The sequence below is a fragment of the Streptomyces sp. NPDC026092 genome (assembly GCF_040638605.1).
In the GTDB taxonomy this organism is placed as follows: domain Bacteria; phylum Actinomycetota; class Actinomycetes; order Streptomycetales; family Streptomycetaceae; genus Streptomyces.
Window position 1 is genome coordinate 362354 of sequence record NZ_JBEZYN010000003.1, and the last position, 15433, is coordinate 377786.

A 15433-nucleotide genomic window follows, 5' to 3' on the forward strand; every position below is an offset into this window, starting at 1 on the left:
CGGACCCCTGGTCGTCCTCGTGGGGCCGATGGGCTCCGGCAAGTCCACGGTGGGCGCGCTCCTGGCCGAGCTGCTCGGCGCGCCCTACCGGGACACCGACGCCGACATCGTCGCCGCCGAGGGCCGCGAGATCGCGGACATCTTCATCGAGGACGGCGAGGAGCACTTCCGCGCCCTCGAACGGGAAGCCGTACGGACCGCGGTCGCCGAGCACGAGGGCGTCCTCGCGCTCGGCGGCGGCGCGATCCTCGACGCGGGCACTCGCGAACTGCTCAGCGCCCTGCCCGTCGCCTATCTCTCGATGGACGTCGACGAGGCCGTCCGACGCGTCGGTCTCAACACCGCGCGGCCGCTGCTCGCCGTCAACCCGCGCCGCCAGTGGCGCGAGATGATGGAGGCGCGCCGCCATCTCTACACCGAAGTCGCCCGGGTGGTCGTGGCCACCGAGGGCCGCACGCCCGAAGAAGTCGCGGACGCGGTCCTCGACGCTCTGGAGTTGAAGAAGGACGTATGACGGACCAGGAAGTGACCCGAATCCAGGTAGGCGGTTCGGCGGGCACGGATCCGTACGAGGTGCTGGTCGGCCGGCAGCTGCTGGGTGAGCTGCCGAAGCTGATCGGCACCAAGGCCAAGCGCGTCGCCGTGATCCACCCCGAGGCGCTCGCCGAGACCGGCGAGGCGCTGCGCGCGGACCTCTCCGAGCAGGGCTTCGAGGCCGTCGCCATCCAGGTGCCGAACGCCGAGGAGGCCAAGACCGCCGAGGTCGCCGCGTACTGCTGGAAGGCGCTGGGTCAGACCGGCTTCACCCGCACCGACGTCATCGTGGGTGTCGGCGGCGGCGCCACCACCGACCTGGCCGGGTTCGTGGCCGCGACCTGGCTGCGCGGTGTGCGCTGGATCGCCGTGCCGACCACCGTCCTCGCGATGGTCGACGCGGCCGTCGGCGGGAAGACCGGGATCAACACCGCCGAGGGCAAGAACCTGGTCGGCGCCTTCCACCCGCCCGCCGGGGTGCTCTGCGACCTCGCGGCCCTCGACTCGCTGCCCGTCCACGACTACGTGAGCGGGCTCGCGGAGATCATCAAGGCCGGCTTCATCGTCGACCCGGTGATCCTCGACCTCATCGAGGAGGACCCGCAGGCCGCCCGTACGCCGGCCGGTCCGCACACCGCCGAGCTGCTCGTGCGCTCGATCCGGGTCAAGGCCGAGGTCGTCTCCGGCGATCTGAAGGAGTCGGGCCGCCGGGAGATCCTGAACTACGGTCACACCCTGGCCCACGCCATCGAGAAGAACGAGCGGTACAAGTGGCGCCACGGCGCCGCCGTCTCCGTCGGCATGGTCTTCGCCGCCGAGCTGGGCCGGCTGGCCGGTCGGCTCGACGACGCCACCGCCGACCGGCACCGCACGGTCCTGGAGTCGGTCGGTCTGCCCCTCACCTACCGGGGCGACCAGTGGCCGAAGCTGCTCGAGACCATGAAGGTCGACAAGAAGTCCCGGGGCGACCTGCTCCGCTTCATCGTCCTGGACGGCCTCGGCAAGCCGACCGTCCTCGAAGGCCCCGACCCCGCCGTCCTCGTCGCCGCCTACGGCGAGGTGTCCGCGTGAGCGATCTGCGCCACGTCCTCGTCCTGAACGGCCCGAACCTCGGCCGTCTCGGCTCCCGCGAGCCCGACATCTACGGGGCGACGTCGTACAAGGGTCTGGTGGAGTCCTGCCAGACCCTCGGCGAGCAGCTCGGCTTCGACGTGGAGGTCCGGGAGACCAACGACGAGGGCGAGATGATCCGCTGGCTGCACGAGGCCGCCGACGGGTCGGTGCCGGTCGTCATGAACCCCGGAGCGTTCACCCACTACTCGTACGGGATGCGCGACGCGGCCGCCCAGCGGACCGCGCCGCTGATCGAGGTGCACATCTCGAACCCGTACACCCGCGAGGAGTTCCGGCACACCTCGGTCATCGCCGCCGTGGCGACCGGGACCGTCGCGGGCTTCGGCATCGGCTCCTACCTGCTGGCCCTGCGGGCGCTGGCCGAGGAACTCGCCGACTGACGACATCCGGACACGCTGCCCGAACGGGCACCCTGGACCGCCCCCGGCCGTTCCCCCTGCGGGGGCCGGGGGCGGTAACGTACCCGGAAGTATCGGCCGTACGAGACGGAGTGGCACCGGATGCAGCACGCGATGGGGGCTCCGTTGCCGCCGCCCGACCCCTCGGGCCGCCCGCCCGCCGCCGGTCGACCGCCCGTACCCCCCGTGCCTCACACGGCGCAGGGCGGGCATCAGGCCCCGCCCCCGCACGCCCCGCACCCCCAGGCCCCGCACCCCCAGCAGCCGCACCACGCCCCGCCGCAGGCCCCCGGCGCGGCCGCCCCGTACTCCTCGCCGCCCGCGCCCGGCTGGGGCGCTCCGGGCATACCCGGGCACCCCGGCTCGCCCGTGCCCCCGCCGCACGACGTCACCGGCCACGTGCCGCTGCCGCCCGTCGCCGTCCCCGCACCACCGCAGGCCGGACCCGGCACCGGCGCCGCGACGCTGGCCGTGCTCCTCATCGGCCCCGCCGGCGCGGGCAAGACCACCGTCGCCCGCCACTGGGCCGCCCGCCGCCGCGTGCCGACCGCGCACATCAGCCTCGACGACGTCCGCGAATGGGTCTGCTCCGGTTTCGCCGACCCCCAGTCGGGCTGGAACGAGCACTCCGAGGCGCAGTATCGTCTCGCCCGCCGCACCTGCGGCTTCGCCGCCCGCAACTTCCTGGCCAACGGCATCTCCTGCATCCTCGACGACGCCGTCTTCCCCGACCGCCCGGTCGTCGGCCTCGGCGGCTGGAAGCGCCATGTGGGCCCGGGGCTGCTCCCGGTCGTCCTGCTGCCCGGCCTGGAGATCGTCCTGGAGCGCAACGCCGAACGCAGCGGGAACCGGCGGCTCTCGGACGAGGAGGTCGCCTCCATCCACGGCCGGATGGCCGGCTGGTACGGCTCCGGCCTGCCGATCATCGACAACTCGACGTACGACGTCGAGACCACCGCCCGCGTCCTCGACGAGGTCCTCGCCCGCTCCCTCGCGAGCCCGCCCGCCTGGTGACCTGCCGGACGAACGAACGCCAGGCCCTGGCCGGTGGCCCGGTCGGCCGCTCTGAGCGGGCCGGGACGCCCGGCCCCTCGTAGGCTCGGAACATGTCAGAGGTGTTTGCTGACCGCCGAGTGCGGCTGCGCGACCGGTGCGCGGCGGCCGGCAGCCAGGCGGCCCTGGTCTCCCGCCCCGCCAACGTCCGCTATCTCGCGGGCGGTTCGCCCAACGGCGCCGTCCTGCTGCTCGGACCGGACGAGGACGTCCTGCTCTGCCCCACCGCGCCCGGCGGCGATCCGGCCGACGGGCGCCTCGACGAGCTGCTCCGCCAGGCCGTGCTGCCCGTGGCGGGCGGCGACCCGGCCGTCGCGGCCGTCGACTTCGCCCGCAAGGCGGGCGCGGAGGGCCTCGCCGTCGAGGAGCACCATCTGACCGTGGCCCGGCACCGTGCGATGGGCTCCGTCGCGCCGCAGCTCCAGCTCGCCGATCTCGGCGGAGCCGTCGAGCAGCTCAGGATCGTCAAGGACGAGGACGAGATCGCCTGTCTGCGGATCGCCGCCGAGATCGCCGACCAGGCGCTCGGGGAGCTCCTCGAATCCATCCTGGTGGGCCGGACCGAGCGCCACCTCGCCCTTGAGCTGGAGCGGCGCCTGGTCGACCACGGCGCGGACGGCGCCGCCTTCCCGACCTCCGTCGGCACCGGACCGAACTCCGGGCGCGGCGGCCACAAGCCCTCGGACCGGCGGGTCGAGGAGGGAGATTTCCTCTCCGTCTGCCTGGGTGCCACCTACCGCGGCTACCGTTGCGAGATCGGGCGTACGTTCGTCATCGGGACCACGCCCGCGGACTGGCAGATCGACCTGTACGACCTCGTCTTCGCCGCTCAGCGGGCCGGCCGGGAGTCGCTCGTCCCCGGCGCCGAGTACCGCGACGTGGACCGCGCGGCCCGCCAGATCATCGACGCCGCGGGCCATGCGGAAGCCGTCCCGCCGGTCACCGGGCACGGCGTCGGCCTCGAAATCGACGAGGACCCGCAGCTCGCACCCGCGGCCATGGGTAAACTGGACGCTTGTGTGCCGGTCACCGTCGAGCCGGGGGTCCACCTCCCGGGCCGGGGCGGGGTCCGGATCGATGACACGCTCGTCGTGCGCCAGGAGGCGGACGGCGGACCCGAGCTACTCACCATTACGACCAAGGAGCTGCTCGCGCTGTAGGGCGCGTACGCCTCCCTGGTCCCACGTCAGTCCAGGAGATTCCGCAACCGTGGCTTCCACGAACGACCTCAAGAACGGCATGGTGCTCAAGCTCGACGGGGGCCAGCTCTGGTCCGTCGTCGAGTTCCAGCACGTCAAGCCCGGCAAGGGCCCGGCCTTCGTGCGCACCAAGCTCAAGAACGTGCTCTCCGGCAAGGTGGTCGACAAGACCTTCAACGCCGGTGTGAAGGTCGAGACGGCCACCATCGACCGCCGCGACATGCAGTTCTCGTACATGGACGGCGAGTACTTCGTCTTCATGGACATGGACACGTACGACCAGCTCATGGTCGACCGCAAGTCCGTCGGCGACGCCGCCAACTTCCTGATCGAGGGCTTCACCGCCTCGGTCGCGCAGCACGAGGGCGCGGTGCTCTACGTCGAGCTCCCGGCCGCCGTCGAGCTGACCATCCAGCACACGGACCCGGGCGTCCAGGGCGACCGCTCCACCGGCGGCACCAAGCCGGCGACGCTGGAGACCGGTCACGAGATCCAGGTCCCGCTCTTCATCACCACCGGTGAGAAGATCAAGGTCGACACCCGCACGAGCGACTACCTCGGCCGGGTGAACAGCTAACCGTGGCTGCCCGCAGCAACGCCCGTAAGCGCGCCTTCCAGATCCTCTTCGAGGCCGACCAGCGCGGCGCGTCCGTGCAGCAGGTCCTCGCGGACTGGGTCCGGCACGCCCGGTCCGACGACCGCCAGCCGGCCGTCAACGAGTTCACGATGCAGCTGGTCGAGGGGTACGCGGAGTACGCGAACCGGATCGACGAGCTCATCGCCACCTACGCGGTGGACTGGGACCTGGACCGGATGCCGGTCGCCGACCGGAACATCGTGCGCCTCGGGGCGTACGAGCTGATCTGGCTGGACGAGACGCCGGACGCCGTGGCGATCGACGAGGCCGTGCAGCTCGCCAAGGAGTTCTCCACGGACGAGTCGCCGACCTTCGTCAACGGCCTGCTGGCCCGCTTCAAGGACCTGAAGCCGCGCCTGCGCCGGACTCCGGACGCCTGAGCGGCCCGTAGACACGCCGAAGGGGCCTGTGGCACATCATGTGCCACAGGCCCCTTCGGCGTCTCCTGGTGCCCCCGTGGAGCGCGAAACCGCCGGGGCGGGGGCGGTCCGAAGACCGTCCCCGCCCCGGCGGCAACGTTTCTGCTCGTTTCTGCTCAGCTGTCCTCGTGGGCGACCGCGCGCCGCGCGTCCGCGTCGAGGACGCCCCAGCTGATGAGCTGCTCGGTCAGGACCGAGGGGGACTGGTCGTAGATGACGGCGAGCGTGCGCAGGTCGTCCTGGCGGATCGACAGCACCTTGCCGTTGTAGTCGCCGCGCTGCGACTGGATCGTCGCCGCGTAGCGCTGGAGCGGGCCCGCCTTCTCCTGCGGGACGTGCGCCAGACGCTCCAGGTCGAGGACGAGCTTCGGCGGGGGCTCGGCGGCCCCGCCCGGGGTCGTGCCGGGCAGGAGTTCCTGCACCGGGACGCCGTAGAAGTCCGCCAGCTCGGCGAGGCGCTGCACCGTCACGGCGCGGTCACCACGCTCGTACGAGCCGACCACGACGGCCTTCCAGCGGCCCTGGGACTTCTCTTCCACACCGTGGAGGGAAAGGCCCTGCTGGGTGCGGATGGCACGGAGCTTGGCCCCGAGCTGCTTTGCGTATTCGCTGGACATATAGCTCCCCGGACGCTGGTCGCTGTAGACAACGTGCGGCTCCGCCGCGTGGCTGGTAACTCACTGTGAGGTTACGCAGCGTTACTCTTTCCCGTCAAGCCGAATGGTCCATACCGCCCCCTCTCGGGGGACGGCGCCCGGAGTGGCGCCGGGGTGGTGAGCAGGGCGGTCACCCGCCCCTGGTAGAGTCGATGGCGCAAATCCGACGTCCTTTAAGGTCCGTCCCGTGAGGCGGAGAAGGAGGTCCGTTTCATATGGACACACAGCAGCACTCCGATGCGGCACGCCCTGTTCTCGAGGGCCCCGACATCGCGCGGGTCCTGACCCGCATCGCCCACGAGATCGTCGAGCGCGCCAAGGGCGCCGACGACGTGGTCCTCCTCGGCATCCCGACGCGGGGCGTGTTCCTCGCCCGCCGGCTGGCCGACAAGCTCGCCGAGATCACCGGCCGCAAGATCCCGGTCGGCTCCCTCGACATCACCATGTACCGCGACGACCTGCGGATGAAGCCCGCCCGCGCGCTCGGCCGCACCGAGATCCCCGGTGACGGCATCGACGGCCGCCTGGTCGTCCTGGTCGACGACGTGCTCTTCTCCGGCCGTACCATCCGCGCCGCGCTCGACGCGCTCGGCGACATCGGCCGCCCGCGCGCCGTGCAGCTCGCGGTCCTCGTCGACCGCGGCCACCGCGAACTCCCGATCCGCGCCGACTACGTCGGCAAGAACCTGCCCACGTCGCTGCGCGAGACGGTCAAGGTCCAGCTCGCCGAGGAGGACGGTCGCGACACCGTGCTGCTCGGCAGCAAGACCACCGACTAGCCGGTCCGGCACCCGACGGGTCCAGGGCACACCCCTGCGTGCCCGCACCCCGACGGGCCTCTTGGGGACACCCCCAGGCCCCACACCTCCCGACCACGGAGCACACCCCGATGATGCGTCACCTCATCTCGGCCGCCGACCTCACCCGCGACGACGCCGTCCTCATCCTCGACACCGCCGAGGAGATGGCCCGGGTCGCCGACCGGCCGATCAAGAAGCTGCCCACCCTGCGCGGCCGGACCATCTGCAACCTCTTCTTCGAGGACTCCACCCGCACCCGGATCTCCTTCGAGGCCGCCGAGAAGCGCCTCTCCGCCGACGTGATCAACTTCGCGGCCAAGGGCTCCAGCGTCTCCAAGGGCGAGTCCCTCAAGGACACCGCCCAGACCCTGGAGGCGATGGGCGTCGACGCCGTCGTCATCCGCCACAGCGCCTCCGGCGCCCCGTACCGGCTCGCCACCTCCGGCTGGATCGACGCCCCCGTCATCAACGCCGGCGACGGCACCCACCAGCACCCCACCCAGGCCCTGCTCGACGCCTTCACCATGCGCCGCCGCCTCGTCGGCCGCGACGCCGGCCTCGGCCAGGACCTCGCGGGCAAGCGCATCACCCTCGTCGGAGACGTCCTGCACAGCCGGGTCGCCCGTTCCAACGTCGACCTGCTGCACACCCTCGGCGCCGAGGTCACCCTGGTGGCCCCGCCCACCCTCGTCCCCGTCGGCGTCGAGACCTGGCCCTGCGAGGTCAGCTACGACCTCGACAGCGTGCTGCCGAAGTCCGACGCGGTGATGATGCTGCGTGTGCAGCGCGAGCGGATGAACGCGGCCTTCTTCCCGACCGAGCGGGAGTACTCGCGGCGGTACGGGCTCGACGGCCACCGGATGGCGAAGATGCCCGAGCACGCCATCGTCATGCACCCCGGCCCGATGGTCCGCGGCATGGAGATCACCGCCGAGGTCGCCGACTCCGACCGCTGCACGGTCGTCGAGCAGGTCGCCAACGGCGTCTCCGTCCGCATGGCCGTCCTCTACCTGCTGCTCGGCGGCTCCGAGCCCGCCGCCACCGTCGCCCACCCGTCGCCCACCACCACCCTTGACCGAGGCGCTGCGCGCCGCCCCTCTGTCACCGAGGAGAGCAAGTAACCATGAGCAAGATCCTTATCCGCGGTGCCAAGGTGCTGGGCGGCGAGCCGCAGGACGTCCTGATCGACGGCGAGACCATCGCCGAGGTTGGCACCGGCCTTGCGGCCGAGGGCGCGACGGTGATCGAGGCCGAGGGCCAGATCCTGCTGCCCGGCCTGGTCGACCTCCACACCCACCTGCGCGAGCCCGGCCGCGAGGACTCCGAGACCGTCCTCACCGGCACCCGCGCCGCCGCCTCCGGCGGCTTCACCGCCGTCTTCGCCATGGCCAACACCTTCCCGGTCGCCGACACCGCCGGCGTGGTCGAGCAGGTCTACCGCCTCGGCAAGGAGTCCGGCTACTGCGACGTGCAGCCCATCGGCGCCGTCACGGTCGGCCTGGAGGGCAAGAAGCTCGCCGAGCTCGGCGCCATGCACGACTCCGCCGCCGGCGTCACGGTCTTCTCCGACGACGGCAAGTGCGTCGACGACGCCGTGATCATGCGCCGCGCCCTGGAGTACGTGAAGGCCTTCGGCGGTGTCGTCGCGCAGCACGCCCAGGAGCCCCGCCTCACCGAGGGCGCCCAGATGAACGAGGGCATCGTCTCCGCCGAGCTGGGTCTCGGCGGCTGGCCGGCCGTCGCCGAGGAGTCGATCATCGCCCGCGACGTGCTCCTCGCCGAGCACGTCGGCTCCCGCGTCCACATCTGCCACCTGTCGACCGCCGGCTCCGTGGAGATCGTCCGCTGGGCCAAGTCGCGCGGCATCGACGTCACCGCCGAGGTCACGCCCCACCACCTCCTCCTGACCGACGAGATGGTGCGCTCGTACAACCCCGTCTACAAGGTCAACCCGCCGCTGCGCACCGAGCGTGACGTGATGGCGCTCCGCGAGGCCCTGGCCGACGGCACCATCGACATCGTCGCCACCGACCACGCCCCGCACCCGCACGAGGACAAGGACTGCGAGTGGGCCGCGGCCGCCATGGGCATGGTCGGCCTGGAGACCGCGCTCTCCGTCGTCCAGCAGACGATGGTCGAGACCGGCCTGCTCGACTGGGCCGGTGTCGCCGACCGGATGTCCGTCAAGCCGGCCGCCATCGGGCGGGCCGAGGGCCACGGACGCCCCGTCTCGGCTGGTGAGCCCGCCAACCTGACCCTGGTCGATCCGGCATACCGTGGTCTCGTGGACCCCGCGGGCTTCGCCTCCCGCAGCCGCAACACCCCCTACGAGGGCCGCGAACTGCCGGGACGCATCACCCACACCTTCCTGCGGGGCCGGGCAACGCTCGTCGACGGGAAGCTGGCGTGACACTCATCGAACTGGCCGCCGAGGCCGAGAAGAAGTCGGCGGAAGTGACCGACTGGGCCGGGCGGATCGGCTGGGTCGCGGGACTCCTGCTCTTCATCGCCTTCGTCTACTGGCTGATGCGCCAGGGATGGAAGTGGCGCGGCAGCCTCCAGTCGGACCTGCCCGAACTGCCGGGAATGCCCGAGAGCGCCGGTGAGGCGAAACTGTCCCTGAGCGGGCGGTACCACGGCTCGACCACGGCCGGGCAGTGGCTCGACCGGATCGTCGCCCACGGCCTCGGCACCCGCAGCCGCGTCGAGCTCACGCTCGACGACGCGGGCATCGCGGTCGTACGCCCCGGCGCGAACGACTTCTTCATCCCGGCCGAGGCCCTCCGCGAGGCCCGGCTCGACAAGGGCATCGCGGGCAAGGTCCTCGCCGAGGGCGGGCTGCTGATCGTCACGTGGGCGCACGGCGAGAAGCTCCTCGACTCCGGCTTCCGGTCCGACCGGGCGGCGGAGCACACCGCCTGGGTCGAGGCCGTCAACAGCATGATCAAGACTACGGAAGGCACCGCACGATGACGACCTCCACCAGGGGAACCGCCAAGGCTCCCGCCGTACTCGTCCTGGAGGACGGCCGCATCTTCCGCGGCCGCGCCTACGGGGCCGTGGGGGAGACCTTCGGCGAGGCCGTGTTCTCCACCGGCATGACCGGCTACCAGGAGACCCTCACCGACCCGTCGTACCACCGCCAGGTCGTCGTGATGACCGCCCCGCACGTCGGCAACACCGGCGTCAACGACGAGGACCCCGAGTCCTCCCGCATCTGGGTCTCCGGCTACGTCGTCCGCGACCCCGCCCGCGTCTCCTCCAACTGGCGCGCCAAGCGCTCGCTGGACGAGGAGCTCGCCGCCCAGGGCGTCGTCGGCATCTCCGGCATCGACACCCGCGCCCTCACCCGCCACCTGCGCGAGAGCGGCGCCATGCGCGTCGGCATCTTCTCCGGCAACGCGCTGCCCGACGAGGGCACCATGCTCGCCGAGGTCCGCCAGGCCCCCGAGATGAAGGGCGCCGACCTCTCCGCCGAGGTCGCCACCAAGGAGACGTACGTCGTCCCCGCGATCGGCACCAAGAAGTTCACCGTCGCCGCCGTCGACCTCGGCATCAAGGGCATGACCCCGCACCGGATGGCCGAACGCGGCATCGAGGTCCACGTCCTGCCCGCCACCGCCACCGTCGAGGACGTGTACGCGGTGCAGCCGGACGGCGTGTTCTTCTCGAACGGCCCCGGCGACCCGGCCACCGCCGACCACCCGGTCTCCGTCATGCGGGCCGTCCTGGAGCGCAAGACGCCCCTCTTCGGCATCTGCTTCGGCAACCAGATCCTCGGCCGCGCCCTCGGCTTCGGCACCTACAAGCTGAAGTACGGCCACCGCGGCATCAACCAGCCCGTCCAGGACCGCACGACCGGCAAGGTCGAGGTCACCGCGCACAACCACGGCTTCGCCGTCGACGCGCCCCTCGACAAGGTCTCCGACACCCCCTACGGGCGTGCCGAGGTCTCCCACGTCTGCCTGAACGACAACGTCGTGGAAGGCCTCCAGCTGCTCGACCAGCCGGCCTTCTCCGTCCAGTACCACCCCGAGGCGGCCGCGGGCCCGCACGACGCCGCGTACCTCTTCGACCGCTTCGTATCCCTGATGGAGGCCGAGCGTGCCTAAGCGCACCGATATCCAGTCCGTCCTGGTCATCGGCTCCGGCCCGATCGTCATCGGCCAGGCCGCCGAGTTCGACTACTCCGGAACCCAGGCCTGCCGGATCCTCAAGGCCGAGGGCCTGCGGGTGATCCTGGTCAACTCCAACCCGGCCACGATCATGACCGACCCGGAGATCGCCGACGCCACGTACGTCGAGCCGATCACCCCCGAGTTCGTCGAGAAGATCATCGCCAAGGAGCGCCCCGACGCGCTCCTGCCCACCCTCGGTGGCCAGACCGCGCTCAACACCGCGATCTCCATGCACGAGCAGGGTGTCCTGGAGAAGTACGGCGTCGAGCTCATCGGCGCCAACGTGGAGGCCATCCACAAGGGCGAGGACCGCGACCTGTTCAAGGGCGTCGTCGAGGCCGTCAAGGCCAAGATCGGCTACGGCGAGTCCGCCCGCTCGGTCATCTGCCACTCCATGGACGACGTCATCGCGGGCGTCGACACGCTCGGCGGCTACCCCGTCGTCGTCCGCCCCTCCTTCACCATGGGCGGCGCCGGCTCCGGCTTCGCCCACGACGAGGAGGAGCTGCGCCGCATCGCCGGCCAGGGCCTCACGCTCTCCCCGACCACCGAGGTGCTCCTGGAGGAGTCCATCCTCGGCTGGAAGGAGTACGAGCTGGAGCTCATGCGCGACCGGAACGACAACGTCGTGGTCGTCTGCTCCATCGAGAACTTCGACCCGATGGGCGTCCACACCGGTGACTCGATCACCGTCGCCCCGGCGATGACGCTCACCGACCGCGAGTACCAGCGGCTGCGCGACATCGGCATCGCGATCATCCGCGAGGTCGGTGTCGACACCGGCGGCTGCAACATCCAGTTCGCGGTCAACCCGGACGACGGCCGGATCATCGTCATCGAGATGAACCCGCGCGTCTCCCGCTCCTCCGCTCTCGCCTCCAAGGCGACCGGTTTCCCGATCGCGAAGATCGCGGCGCGTCTCGCCGTCGGCTACACGCTGGACGAGATCCCCAACGACATCACGGAGAAGACCCCGGCGTCCTTCGAGCCCACGCTCGACTACGTCGTCGTCAAGGCTCCGCGCTTCGCCTTCGAGAAGTTCCCGCAGGCCGACTCCTCCCTCACCACGACCATGAAGTCGGTCGGCGAGGCCATGGCGATCGGCCGCAACTTCACCGAGGCGCTGCAGAAGGCCCTGCGCTCCCTGGAGAAGAAGGGCTCGCAGTTCGCCTTCACCGGCGAGCCCGGCGACAAGGCCGAGCTGCTGCGCGAGGCGGTCCGCCCGACCGACGGCCGGATCAACACGGTCATGCAGGCCATCCGCGCCGGGGCCACCCCCGAGGAGGTCTTCGACGCCACCAAGATCGACCCCTGGTTCGTCGACCAGCTCTTCCTCATCAAGGAGCTCGCCGACGACCTCGCCGCCGCCGAGAAGCTCGAGCCCCAGCTGCTCGCCGAGGCCAAGCGCCACGGCTTCTCCGACGCCCAGATCGCCGGCATCCGCGGTCTGCGCGAGGACGTCGTCCGCGAGGTCCGGCACGCGCTCGGCGTCCGCCCGGTCTACAAGACGGTCGACACCTGCGCCGCCGAGTTCGCCGCCAAGACCCCGTACTTCTACTCCTCGTACGACGAGGAGAGCGAGGTCGCGCCGCGCACCAAGCCCGCCGTGATCATCCTGGGCTCCGGCCCGAACCGCATCGGCCAGGGCATCGAGTTCGACTACTCCTGCGTCCACGCCTCCTTCGCGCTTCACGACGCGGGCTACGAGACCGTGATGGTCAACTGCAACCCGGAGACCGTCTCCACGGACTACGACACCTCCGACCGCCTCTACTTCGAGCCGCTCACGCTCGAGGACGTCCTCGAGATCGTCCACGCGGAGACGCTGGCCGGACCCGTCGCCGGTGTGGTCGTCCAGCTCGGCGGCCAGACCCCGCTGGGCCTCTCCCAGGCGCTCAAGGACAACGGCGTGCCGGTCGTCGGCACCTCCCCGGAGGCCATCCACGCCGCCGAGGACCGCGGCGCCTTCGGCCAGGTCCTCGCCGAGGCCGGCCTGCCCGCGCCCAAGCACGGCACCGCGACCACCTTCGCCGGGGCCAAGGCCATCGCCGACGAGATCGGCTACCCCGTCCTCGTGCGCCCCTCGTACGTGCTCGGCGGCCGCGGCATGGAGATCGTCTACGACGAGGCCCGCCTGGAGTCGTACATCGCCGAGTCCACCGAGATCAGCCCCACCCGGCCGGTCCTGGTCGACCGCTTCCTCGACGACGCCATCGAGATCGACGTCGACGCCCTCTACGACGGCCACGAGCTCTACCTCGGCGGCGTCATGGAGCACATCGAGGAGGCCGGCATCCACTCCGGCGACTCGGCCTGCGCCCTGCCCCCGATCACCCTCGGCGGCCACGACATCAAGCGCCTGCGCACCTCCACGGAGGCCATCGCCAAGGGCGTCGGCGTGCGCGGACTGATCAACATCCAGTTCGCCATGGCCGGGGACATCCTCTACGTCCTGGAGGCCAACCCGCGCGCCTCCCGGACCGTCCCCTTCACCTCCAAGGCGACCGCCGTGCCGCTCGCGAAGGCCGCCGCCCGCATCTCGCTGGGCGCCACCATCGCCGAGCTGCGCGCCGAGGGCCTGCTGCCGAGGACCGGCGACGGCGGCACCCTGCCGATCGACGCGCCGATCTCCGTCAAGGAGGCCGTGATGCCGTGGACCCGCTTCCGCGACATCCACGGACGCGGCGTCGACACCATCCTCGGCCCGGAGATGCGCTCCACCGGCGAGGTCATGGGCATCGACTCCGTCTTCGGCACGGCGTACGCCAAGTCGCAGGCCGGCGCCTACGGCCCGCTGCCCACCAAGGGCCGCGCGTTCATCTCCGTCGCCAACCGCGACAAGCGCTCGATGATCTTCCCCGCGCGCGAGCTGGTCGCCCACGGCTTCGAGCTGATGGCCACCTCGGGCACGGCGGAGGTGCTGCGCCGCAACGGCATCAACGCCACCGTCGTCCGCAAGCTCAGCGACGGCGAGGGCCCCAACGGCGAGAAGACGATCGTCCAGCTGATCCACGACGGCCAGGTCGACCTGATCGTCAACACCCCGTACGGCACCGGCGGCCGCCTCGACGGCTACGAGATCCGTACGGCGGCGGTGGCCCGCTCCGTCCCGTGCCTCACCACGGTCCAGGCGCTCGCCGCCGCGGTGCAGGGCATCGAGGCGCTCGGCCACGGCGACGTCGGCGTCCGCTCGCTCCAGGAACACGCGGAGCACCTGACCGCGGCCCGCGACTAGCAACCCACGAGGGGGACACCGGAAACGGTGTCCCCCTCTTGCTGAGGACACCCACATGTACAAGTTCTTCTTCAACGTCGTCTTCAAGCGGATGGACCCGGAGCAGGCCCACTACCTGGCCTTCCGCTGGATCCGCCTGGCCGCCCGCGTCCCCGTGCTCCGCACCTTCGTCGCCGCCGTCCTCGCGCCCCGCCACAAGGAGCTGCGCACCGAGGCGCTCGGCCTGCGCATGCACGGCCCCTTCGGCCTCGCCGCCGGTTTCGACAAGAACGCCGTCGCCATCGACGGCATGTCGATGCTCGGCTTCGACCACATCGAGATCGGCACGGTCACCGGCGAGGCCCAGCCGGGCAACCCCAAGAAGCGCCTCTTCCGGCTCGTCCCGGACCGCGCCCTGATCAACCGCATGGGCTTCAACAACGAGGGCTCCGCCGCCGTCGCGGAGCGGCTCGCCACCCGTACCCCGGTCTTCAGGACGGTGGTCGGGGTCAACATCGGCAAGACCAAGGTCGTCCCGGAGGCCGAGGCCGCCGCCGACTACGTGAAGTCCACCGAGCGCCTCGCCCGCCACGCCGACTACCTGGTCGTCAACGTCTCCTCCCCGAACACCCCGGGCCTGCGCAACCTGCAGGCCACCGAGTCCCTGCGCCCGCTGCTCACGGCGGTACGCGAGGCGGCCGACCGGTCCGTCCAGGACCGCCGCGTCCCGCTCCTGGTCAAGATCGCCCCCGACCTGGCCGACGAGGACGTCGACGCCGTCGCCGACCTGGCCCTGGAGCTCGGCCTCGACGGCATCATCGCCACCAACACGACCATCGCGCGCGAGGGCCTCGGCCTGAAGTCCGACCCCGCGCTGGTCCAGGAGACCGGCGGGCTCTCCGGCGCCCCCGTCAAGGAGCGCTCCCTCGCCGTCCTGCGGCGCCTCCACGCGCGCGTGGGCGACCGGCTCGTCCTCGTGGGCGTCGGCGGCATCGAGAACGCCGAGGACGCCTGGCAGCGCATCCTGGCCGGCGCCACCCTGATCCAGGGCTACAGCGCCTTCATCTACGAGGGCCCGTTCTACGCCCGCGCGATCCACAAGGGCCTCGCGGCGCGCCTCGCCGCCTCCCCGTACGCCACCCTCGCCGAGGCCGTCGGCGCCGACAACCGAAAGGCCGCCGTCCAGTGACCGCCCTCCCGTCGCCCGACCG

At 71.4% G+C, this 15433-nt stretch carries 15 protein-coding genes; 14 read left to right on the forward strand and 1 reads right to left on the reverse strand.

Annotated features, from left to right (window positions below; genetic code table 11):
• The first annotated feature begins 28 nt into the window (after positions 1-28).
• The 7 genes from AB0F56_RS06680 (at position 29) to nusB (ending at position 5335) form a co-directional block, all read left to right on the forward strand.
• Positions 29-514 carry a shikimate kinase gene (locus AB0F56_RS06680; protein WP_362005112.1) on the forward strand — a complete coding sequence of 162 codons (486 nt, stop codon included), beginning with the start codon at positions 29-31 and terminating at the stop codon, positions 512-514.
• On the forward strand, positions 511-1605 hold the full coding sequence (aroB, locus tag AB0F56_RS06685; protein ID WP_362004831.1) for a 3-dehydroquinate synthase: 1095 nt from the start codon (positions 511-513) through the stop codon (positions 1603-1605). The genes AB0F56_RS06680 and aroB overlap by 4 nt, the downstream gene beginning before the upstream one ends.
• Positions 1602-2048 (forward strand): type II 3-dehydroquinate dehydratase, encoded by a 447-nt coding sequence (aroQ, locus tag AB0F56_RS06690; RefSeq protein ID WP_362004834.1) that lies wholly within the window; start codon positions 1602-1604, stop codon positions 2046-2048. The genes aroB and aroQ overlap by 4 nt, the downstream gene beginning before the upstream one ends.
• 120 nt (positions 2049-2168) lie before the next feature.
• Positions 2169-3080 (forward strand): AAA family ATPase, encoded by a 912-nt coding sequence (locus tag AB0F56_RS06695; RefSeq protein WP_362004837.1) that lies wholly within the window; start codon positions 2169-2171, stop codon positions 3078-3080.
• Between the two features lie 92 nt (positions 3081-3172).
• Entirely contained in the window at positions 3173-4279 is a 1107-nt protein-coding gene (locus AB0F56_RS06700) for an aminopeptidase P family protein (protein ID WP_362004840.1), read from the forward strand.
• Between the two features lie 49 nt (positions 4280-4328).
• Positions 4329-4895: an elongation factor P gene (efp, locus tag AB0F56_RS06705; protein WP_362004842.1), complete on the forward strand. Its 567-nt coding sequence runs from the start codon at positions 4329-4331 to the stop codon at positions 4893-4895.
• A 2-nt stretch (positions 4896-4897) separates the two neighbouring features.
• Positions 4898-5335, forward strand: coding sequence for a transcription antitermination factor NusB (gene nusB / locus AB0F56_RS06710; RefSeq protein ID WP_362004844.1), 438 nt, complete (start codon positions 4898-4900; stop codon positions 5333-5335).
• A 155-nt stretch (positions 5336-5490) separates the two neighbouring features.
• On the opposite strand, the gene bldD is transcribed toward nusB, so the two are convergent.
• On the reverse strand, positions 5491-5991 hold the full coding sequence (bldD, locus tag AB0F56_RS06715; protein WP_030214967.1) for a transcriptional regulator BldD: 501 nt from the start codon (positions 5989-5991) through the stop codon (positions 5491-5493).
• 254 nt (positions 5992-6245) lie between these two features.
• Here bldD and pyrR point away from each other — a divergent pair, with 254 nt between their 5' ends.
• The 7 genes from pyrR to AB0F56_RS06750 all read left to right on the forward strand — a co-directional run bounded on the left by pyrR (position 6246) and on the right by AB0F56_RS06750 (position 15411).
• The gene (gene pyrR / locus AB0F56_RS06720; protein WP_362004847.1) at positions 6246-6809 is read left to right on the forward strand and encodes a bifunctional pyr operon transcriptional regulator/uracil phosphoribosyltransferase PyrR; all 564 of its coding nucleotides are present in this window, start codon (positions 6246-6248) and stop codon (positions 6807-6809) included.
• A 110-nt stretch (positions 6810-6919) separates the two neighbouring features.
• A complete protein-coding gene (locus AB0F56_RS06725; protein WP_362004850.1) occupies positions 6920-7951 on the forward strand; it encodes an aspartate carbamoyltransferase catalytic subunit in 1032 nt (343 codons plus the stop codon).
• A gap of 2 nt (positions 7952-7953) precedes the next feature.
• Positions 7954-9240 carry a dihydroorotase gene (locus tag AB0F56_RS06730; RefSeq protein ID WP_362004853.1) on the forward strand — a complete coding sequence of 429 codons (1287 nt, stop codon included), beginning with the start codon at positions 7954-7956 and terminating at the stop codon, positions 9238-9240.
• The gene (locus tag AB0F56_RS06735) at positions 9237-9803 is read left to right on the forward strand and encodes a hypothetical protein (RefSeq protein WP_362004855.1); all 567 of its coding nucleotides are present in this window, start codon (positions 9237-9239) and stop codon (positions 9801-9803) included. The genes AB0F56_RS06730 and AB0F56_RS06735 overlap by 4 nt, the downstream gene beginning before the upstream one ends.
• Positions 9800-10942: a glutamine-hydrolyzing carbamoyl-phosphate synthase small subunit gene (gene carA, locus AB0F56_RS06740; protein WP_362004858.1), complete on the forward strand. Its 1143-nt coding sequence runs from the start codon at positions 9800-9802 to the stop codon at positions 10940-10942. The genes AB0F56_RS06735 and carA overlap by 4 nt, the downstream gene beginning before the upstream one ends.
• The gene (gene carB, locus AB0F56_RS06745) at positions 10935-14243 is read left to right on the forward strand and encodes a carbamoyl-phosphate synthase large subunit (RefSeq protein WP_362004861.1); all 3309 of its coding nucleotides are present in this window, start codon (positions 10935-10937) and stop codon (positions 14241-14243) included. The genes carA and carB overlap by 8 nt, the downstream gene beginning before the upstream one ends.
• Before the next feature lie 55 nt (positions 14244-14298).
• Complete coding sequence (locus tag AB0F56_RS06750; protein WP_362004863.1) at positions 14299-15411, forward strand: quinone-dependent dihydroorotate dehydrogenase; 1113 nt, start codon at positions 14299-14301, stop codon at positions 15409-15411.
• Positions 15412-15433 lie beyond the last annotated feature (22 nt).